The organism is Nocardioides sp., assembly GCF_034670285.1.
In the GTDB taxonomy this organism is placed as follows: domain Bacteria; phylum Actinomycetota; class Actinomycetes; order Propionibacteriales; family Nocardioidaceae; genus Nocardioides.
In genome coordinates this window covers 1-5,476 of sequence record NZ_JAXMNS010000266.1, presented here as the reverse complement: position 1 = coordinate 5,476, position 5,476 = coordinate 1, and the positions used below count along the sequence as shown (strand labels likewise).

Genomic DNA, 5,476 nt, shown 5'->3' with positions numbered 1-5,476 from the left:
CTACACCGACCGCGTGGTCTTCCTCGCCGACGGCAAGGTCGTCGACGAGGCACGTAACCCCGACCGTGAGGGCGTCCTGGAGATCATGGCTCGGATGAGCGACGTGCCCGGCGGTACGACGCCGTGATCCGCGCGGCCTTCAAGAGCCTGCTCGCCCGCAAGGTGCGGCTGGTGATGAGCACGTTCGCGATCGTGCTCGGGGTCTCGTTCGTGGTCGGCACGCTGATCTTCTCCGACACGCTCAACCGCAGCTTCCTCTCGCTCTTCGCCTACACCGTGGGCGACGTCGTCGTCTCGCCCGAGGGGGGCGACGTGCCGGGTGACGGAGGCGGCGCGGGCACCGTGCCCGCCGAGCTCGTCGACGCCCTGGCCGCGCTCCCCGGGGCCGCCCGGGCCGATGGTCAGATCGGCGTCACCGGTGTGTACGTCGTCGACACCGACGGACGTCCGCTGGGCGGCTTCGGGCCGCCGTCCTTCGGCGGCAACTGGTCCGACGCGCCCGCGGGCAACGGCCTGCAGGGCCTCACGATCATGGAGGGCCGCGAGCCCGAGGCGGACGACGAGGTGGTCCTGGACGCGGCCACGGCCGACAAGTCGGGCTGGGCACTGGGCGACGCGGTGCCGATGATCACCTCCGACGAGACCGCCAACCTCGAGCCCACGCTCGTCGGCATCGCCGGGTTCCCCGACGGCGGGTCGCTCAACGGCGCGACCCTGGCGGCGTTCGAGACGAGCCGGGCGCAAGAGCTGTTCCTGAGCGGCGAGAACGCCTTCAACTCGGTCTGGGTGACAGCGGCCGACGGCGTCAGTCAGGCCGAGCTGCTCGCCGAGGTCGAGGCAGTGCTGCCCGACGGGGTCGAGGCCGTCACCGGCGACGAGGAGACCGACCGCCAGGCCGAGCAGCTGCTGGAGGCCATCAGCTTCCTGACGATCTTCCTGCTGATCTTCGCGGGCATCTCCCTGGTCGTCGGGTCGTTCCTCATCGTCAACACCTTCTCGATCCTGGTCGCCCAGCGCAGCCGCGAGCTCGCCCTCCTGCGCGCGCTGGGGGCCTCCCGGCGCCAGGTCACCCGGTCGGTGCAGCTGGAGGCGTTCGTCCTCGGGGTGCTCGGCTCGACGGTCGGCCTCGGGCTCGGGGTGCTCCTCGCCGGTGCGCTCCGCGCGCTGTTCGCCAACTTCGGCCTCGACCTGTCGGGCCAGTCGACGGTCTACAGCCCGCGCACCTTCATCGCGGCCTATGCCGTGGGGATCGTCGTCACGATGGTGGCCGCCTACCTGCCGGCACGTCGTACGGCGAAGATCGCGCCGGTGCAGGCCATGCGCGACGACGTCGCGCTGCCCGAGTCGTCCCTGCAGGCACGACTGTGGTGGGGCCTGGCCCTGGCCGCGGTCGGCGGTCTCTCGCTCACCGAGGGCCTCACCGACCTCCTCGGACTGGGCAACGGGGCGTGGTTCGTCGGGCTGGGCGTGCTCGCGGTCCTGCTCGGCGTGACCGCGATGGCTCCCGTCATCTCGCGCCCCTACCTCGAGGCGGCCCGTGCGCTCTTCGAGCGGTTCTTCGGACCGATCGGCAACCTCGCGGGACAGAACACGTTGCGCAACCCACGCCGTACCGCTGCCACGGCCTCGGCGCTGATGATCGGGCTGACCCTGGCCTGCACCATGGCGATCGTCGGGGCCTCGGCCGGCGCGACCGTCGACAAGCAGACCGAGGACACGTTCAGCGGTGACTACGTCGTGAGCAGCATCTTCGGCGGGTCGTTCTCCTCCAGCGTCGCCGACCGCCTCGACGCCGTCGACGGCGTGGAGGCCGTGGTGCAGCAACGCTTCGGGTTCGCGGAGTACGACGGCGGGTTTGCCGGGATCGGCGCCACCGACCCAGAGGACCTGGACCGCCTCGAACTCACCCTCGCCACCGGGGCGCCCGACGACCTCGTGCTCGACACCGTGCTGCTGGGCGAGAGCTTCGCCCGCAGCAACGACCTCGCGCTCGGCGACACCCTCGAGATCGAGGTCAACGCCGGCACCGCCGAGTGGACCGTCGCCGGCACCTTCGAGGCCAGCGCGCTCGTGCAGAGCGGGTTCCTCGTCTCGATCGAGACCTTCGAGAAGGCCGGCTACCCGGCCCAGGACAACTTCCTGGTGCTCTACACCGACCCCGGCGCCACCGGGATGCAGGACAGGCTCGACGACGCCCTGGCCGACCAGCCGATCGTCACCGCGCTGGACCAGGAGGCGTTCGCCGCCGAGCAGCGCGCGCAGATCGACCAGTTCGTCCTCTTCATCTACGCCCTGCTGGGTCTCGCGCTGCTCATCGCCGTGCTCGGGATCGTCAACACCCTCGCGCTGTCGGTGATCGAGCGCACCCGGGAGGTCGGGCTGCTCCGCGCCATCGGGGTGACCCGTCGCCAGCTGCGGTGGATGATCACCCTGGAGTCGGTGGTGATCTCCTCCCTGGGCGCGGTGCTCGGCGTGGTGCTCGGGATCGGTTTCGGCCTCGCGCTGCTCACCGCGGTGCGCGACGAGGGCCTCGACGTCATCGCCGTCCCCTTCGGCCAGGTGGGGGTGTTCCTGGTCCTCTCGATCGTGATCGGGGTGCTGGCCTCGGTGCTGCCGGCGCGACGTGCGGCCCGCCTCGACGTCCTCGAGGCGATCTCCACGGAGTAGCCGTCCGGGCGGCGTGCAGTGGCGCTCGAACAGGGACGAAAGGGTGTCCATCTCACCCGAAAGGCTGACGTGACGGGCCGTTGTCCCTAGTCTGAACCCATGGAGGACGCGACGATGACGGGTGAGGGCCGCCTCAAGCACGTCGTCGTGCGCGAGTACGTCCGCGACCTCCTCGCCGGTCATGCGCCGGGTTCTCCGGCTCCCTCCGAGCGCGAGCTGGTGCACCGGTTCGGCGTCGCGAGGATGACGGTGCGTCAGGCCCTGGACACGCTCGTGACCGAGGGCCTGCTCGAACGCATCCCCGGTCGCGGCACCTTCGTGGCCCGTCCGCGACGGGTCGCGACCAAGATCAGCAGCTACACCGAGGAGATGTCGCGCCGCGGTCTGCTGGCCGAGTCGCAGACCCTGCTGGCGCGCCGCGAGCAGGCCGGCCCCGGGGTCGCCCGGGCCCTCCAGCTCACCGAGGGTGACGCTGTCATCCACTGGCGTCGCCTGCGCCGGGCCGACGCCTCCGTCGTCTGCATCGAGGACGCCTACCTCAACGAGGTCCTGCTTCCCGGCTTCCTCCAGGGCGGCATGCCGACCAGCCTCTACGAGGCGCTCGACGCCCGCGGACTGCGTCCCACCTGGGTCGAGGACTCCATCTCCGCCGACATCGCCAGCGCCGAGGAAGCCACTCAGCTCGAGATCGCTCGGGGAGGCGTCGTCCTGCGCCACTCGCGTCGCGGGATCGTCGGCGACAAGGTCGTCGAGGTCTCGCGCAGCGTCTACCGCGCCGACCGGTTCACGATGTTCATGCAGCTCGGCGGCGACACCGCCCCGTAGGCACGGACCCTCGGTCCCGACGTGGGACGACCAGGTGGCGCCGGCTGCTCACACGCGGTTGAGGAAGCCGAGCCCGGCCGCGACCGTGCCGGTCTCCTCGCACACCCACACCGGGTCGGGTCCGCCGAGGTCGGGCTGGATGTAGAGCGAGTGCTCGGGGCCCTCGGTGCACTCGGTGCACAGCGGCCAGCGGCCGATCTCCTCGAAGAGCGCGTCCTGCACGTCCTGGGCCACCAGACCGGCGACGTACACCTGACCCTCGGGCCACTGCTGGGCCCACCACTGCCGCGAGACGCAGGCGTCCTCCAGGGCCGAGACCGCAGTCGCGGTCGCTTGTCGGCGGGCCGCGAGGTCGGCCAGCACCCGGGCCCGAGCATCGATCAACAGCCGTTCGTCCACCCCCCCATTGTGCTCCCCACGCAAGGGCGGCGTCACGGACTCGGCCTCGGATCCCCGATCCACGGGCTCCTGCGCCCTACCGTGGGGCCATGGCAGAGCACCAGGACGGCGCGAGCGGCCTGCTCGAGGTGGCGGTCCTGCACGCCCGCGACGTGCCCGGCTGCGTCGAGGGTGGCGCCGACCGGCTCTCGCTCGCAGTCGAGGGCCGTTCGCCCGACGTGCCGACCGCCTCGTCGGTGATCCGCGCGTGCGACCTCCCCGTGCGGGTCGTGCTGCGACTCGACGACACCTTCACCACCAACGGCGGCGACCTGATGCGCCTGATCGGACTGGCCCGCGAGTACGTCGCGCTCGGCGCGGAGGGCGTGACCTTCGGGTTCCTGGACGCCGACCTCGGCATCGACGTCGAGACCACCCGGGCGTTGGCGGAGTCGCTGCCCGGTGTCCCCTGGACCTTCCATCGCGCCGTCGACGCGACCCTCGAGCCCCGCCGCGCCTGGGCCCACCTCGATGGACTCCCCGGCCTCGACGCCGTCGCCACGGGCGGCTCCCCGCAGGGACTGGCCCACGGCTACGACGACGTGCTGGCGCTCCTGGACGACGTGCCCGGTGTGGCGCGCGTGCTGATGGCCTGCGGCGGGTTGCGGCCCGACCACGTGCCCTGGCTGGTGCAGGCCGGTGTGCGCCAGTTCCAGGTCGACGAGCAGGTGCGCCCCGGCGGCAGCGAGAAGGCGTACGTCGACGCCGCGCTGGTGCGCTCGTGGCGGCTGCTGCTCGACGACGTGGTCGCCCAGCGCGGTCCCCGTGCGGCCGGCGCCACCGACGCCCGATGATCCTGATCGACCCGCCGACGGTCGAGGGCCACGGCCGCGTGTGGTCGCACCTCGCCAGCGACACCTCCTTCGCCGAGCTGCACGCGTTCGCGCGGTCCCTCGACATCCCCGAGCGCGGCTTCGACCGCGACCACTACGACGTCCCGTCGCAGTGGTACGACGCCGTGGTCGCCGCGGGCGCGACCCCGGTCAGCTCGCGTGAGCTCGTGCGCCGTCTCGTCGCCGCGGGCCTGCGACGGCGTCGTCCGCGGCCCGGGGTCTCAGGCGGGCCAGGCGGGTCAGGCGGTCTGGAGGGCCCGTAGCTGCTCCAGCTCGCGAGCAGCGTTGGCGCGCGCCGGGGCCTCCCAGTGGGCGAGCGCGTGCGGGGTGTGGAAGAGCTGCGGCTTGTCGAGCAGGTCGGCGAGCACCAGGGCGCGTCCGGCGGCGAAGGTCGCGTCGTCGAGCTGGGGATACTCCGTGCGCACCGCCGCGACGTAGGCGGAGTAGCGCTCCGCCGGGGCGGCGAGGATCGCGAGGTCGGCGTCGGAGAGCGCGCACCCGGCGGGGTCGTCGGCCTCGGGTCGGTGGGTCTCGGTCAGCCGCACGAGCCGCGCGACCTCGGCGACGGTGGCCTCGTCGCACACGGCGTCGTCCAGCAGGGGCAGGGCGTCCTCGGCCCATGTGGCCGAGCGCTCCTCGGCGTCCCGCTCGCCGTCGTACACACCGTCGTGGAACCACGCCGCCAGCACCACCGGCAGGGTCGGGAACGACTC

Annotated in this window: 6 protein-coding genes; 4 read left to right on the top strand and 2 right to left on the bottom strand. The window is 72.3% G+C overall.

The window, feature by feature from the left end:
* Positions 1–123 precede the first annotated feature (123 nt).
* The gene (locus tag VOI19_RS13380) at positions 124–2,667 is read left to right on the top strand and encodes an ABC transporter permease (RefSeq protein ID WP_323793460.1); all 2,544 of its coding nucleotides are present in this window, start codon (positions 124–126) and stop codon (positions 2,665–2,667) included.
* A gap of 99 nt (positions 2,668–2,766) precedes the next feature.
* Positions 2,767–3,492: a GntR family transcriptional regulator gene (locus VOI19_RS13375; RefSeq protein WP_323793459.1), complete on the top strand. Its 726-nt coding sequence runs from the start codon at positions 2,767–2,769 to the stop codon at positions 3,490–3,492.
* A gap of 48 nt (positions 3,493–3,540) precedes the next feature.
* On the opposite strand, the gene VOI19_RS13370 is transcribed toward VOI19_RS13375, so the two are convergent.
* Complete coding sequence (locus VOI19_RS13370) at positions 3,541–3,891, bottom strand: hypothetical protein (RefSeq protein ID WP_323793458.1); 351 nt, start codon at positions 3,889–3,891, stop codon at positions 3,541–3,543.
* A gap of 89 nt (positions 3,892–3,980) precedes the next feature.
* On the opposite strand from VOI19_RS13370, the gene VOI19_RS13365 reads away from it, so the two are divergent.
* Together VOI19_RS13365 and VOI19_RS13360 are read left to right on the top strand one after the other, a co-directional pair.
* A complete protein-coding gene (locus VOI19_RS13365; protein ID WP_323793457.1) occupies positions 3,981–4,724 on the top strand; it encodes a copper homeostasis protein CutC in 744 nt (247 codons plus the stop codon).
* The gene (locus tag VOI19_RS13360) at positions 4,721–5,026 is read left to right on the top strand and encodes a DUF4031 domain-containing protein (protein ID WP_323793456.1); all 306 of its coding nucleotides are present in this window, start codon (positions 4,721–4,723) and stop codon (positions 5,024–5,026) included. The genes VOI19_RS13365 and VOI19_RS13360 overlap by 4 nt, the downstream gene beginning before the upstream one ends.
* On the opposite strand, the gene VOI19_RS13355 is transcribed toward VOI19_RS13360, so the two are convergent.
* On the bottom strand, positions 5,003–5,476 hold a 474-nt coding region (locus tag VOI19_RS13355), incomplete at its 5' end, for a hypothetical protein (protein WP_323793455.1). The two genes, VOI19_RS13360 and VOI19_RS13355, sit on opposite strands and share 24 nt — an antisense overlap.

Coding starts and splice junctions, on each gene's coding strand:
- VOI19_RS13375 (WP_323793459.1), top strand. CDS start 2,767: ATGGAGGACGCGACGATGACGGGTGAGGGCCGCCTCAAGCACGTCGTC.
- VOI19_RS13365 (WP_323793457.1), top strand. CDS start 3,981: ATGGCAGAGCACCAGGACGGCGCGAGCGGCCTGCTCGAGGTGGCGGTC.
- VOI19_RS13360 (WP_323793456.1), top strand. CDS start 4,721: ATGATCCTGATCGACCCGCCGACGGTCGAGGGCCACGGCCGCGTGTGG.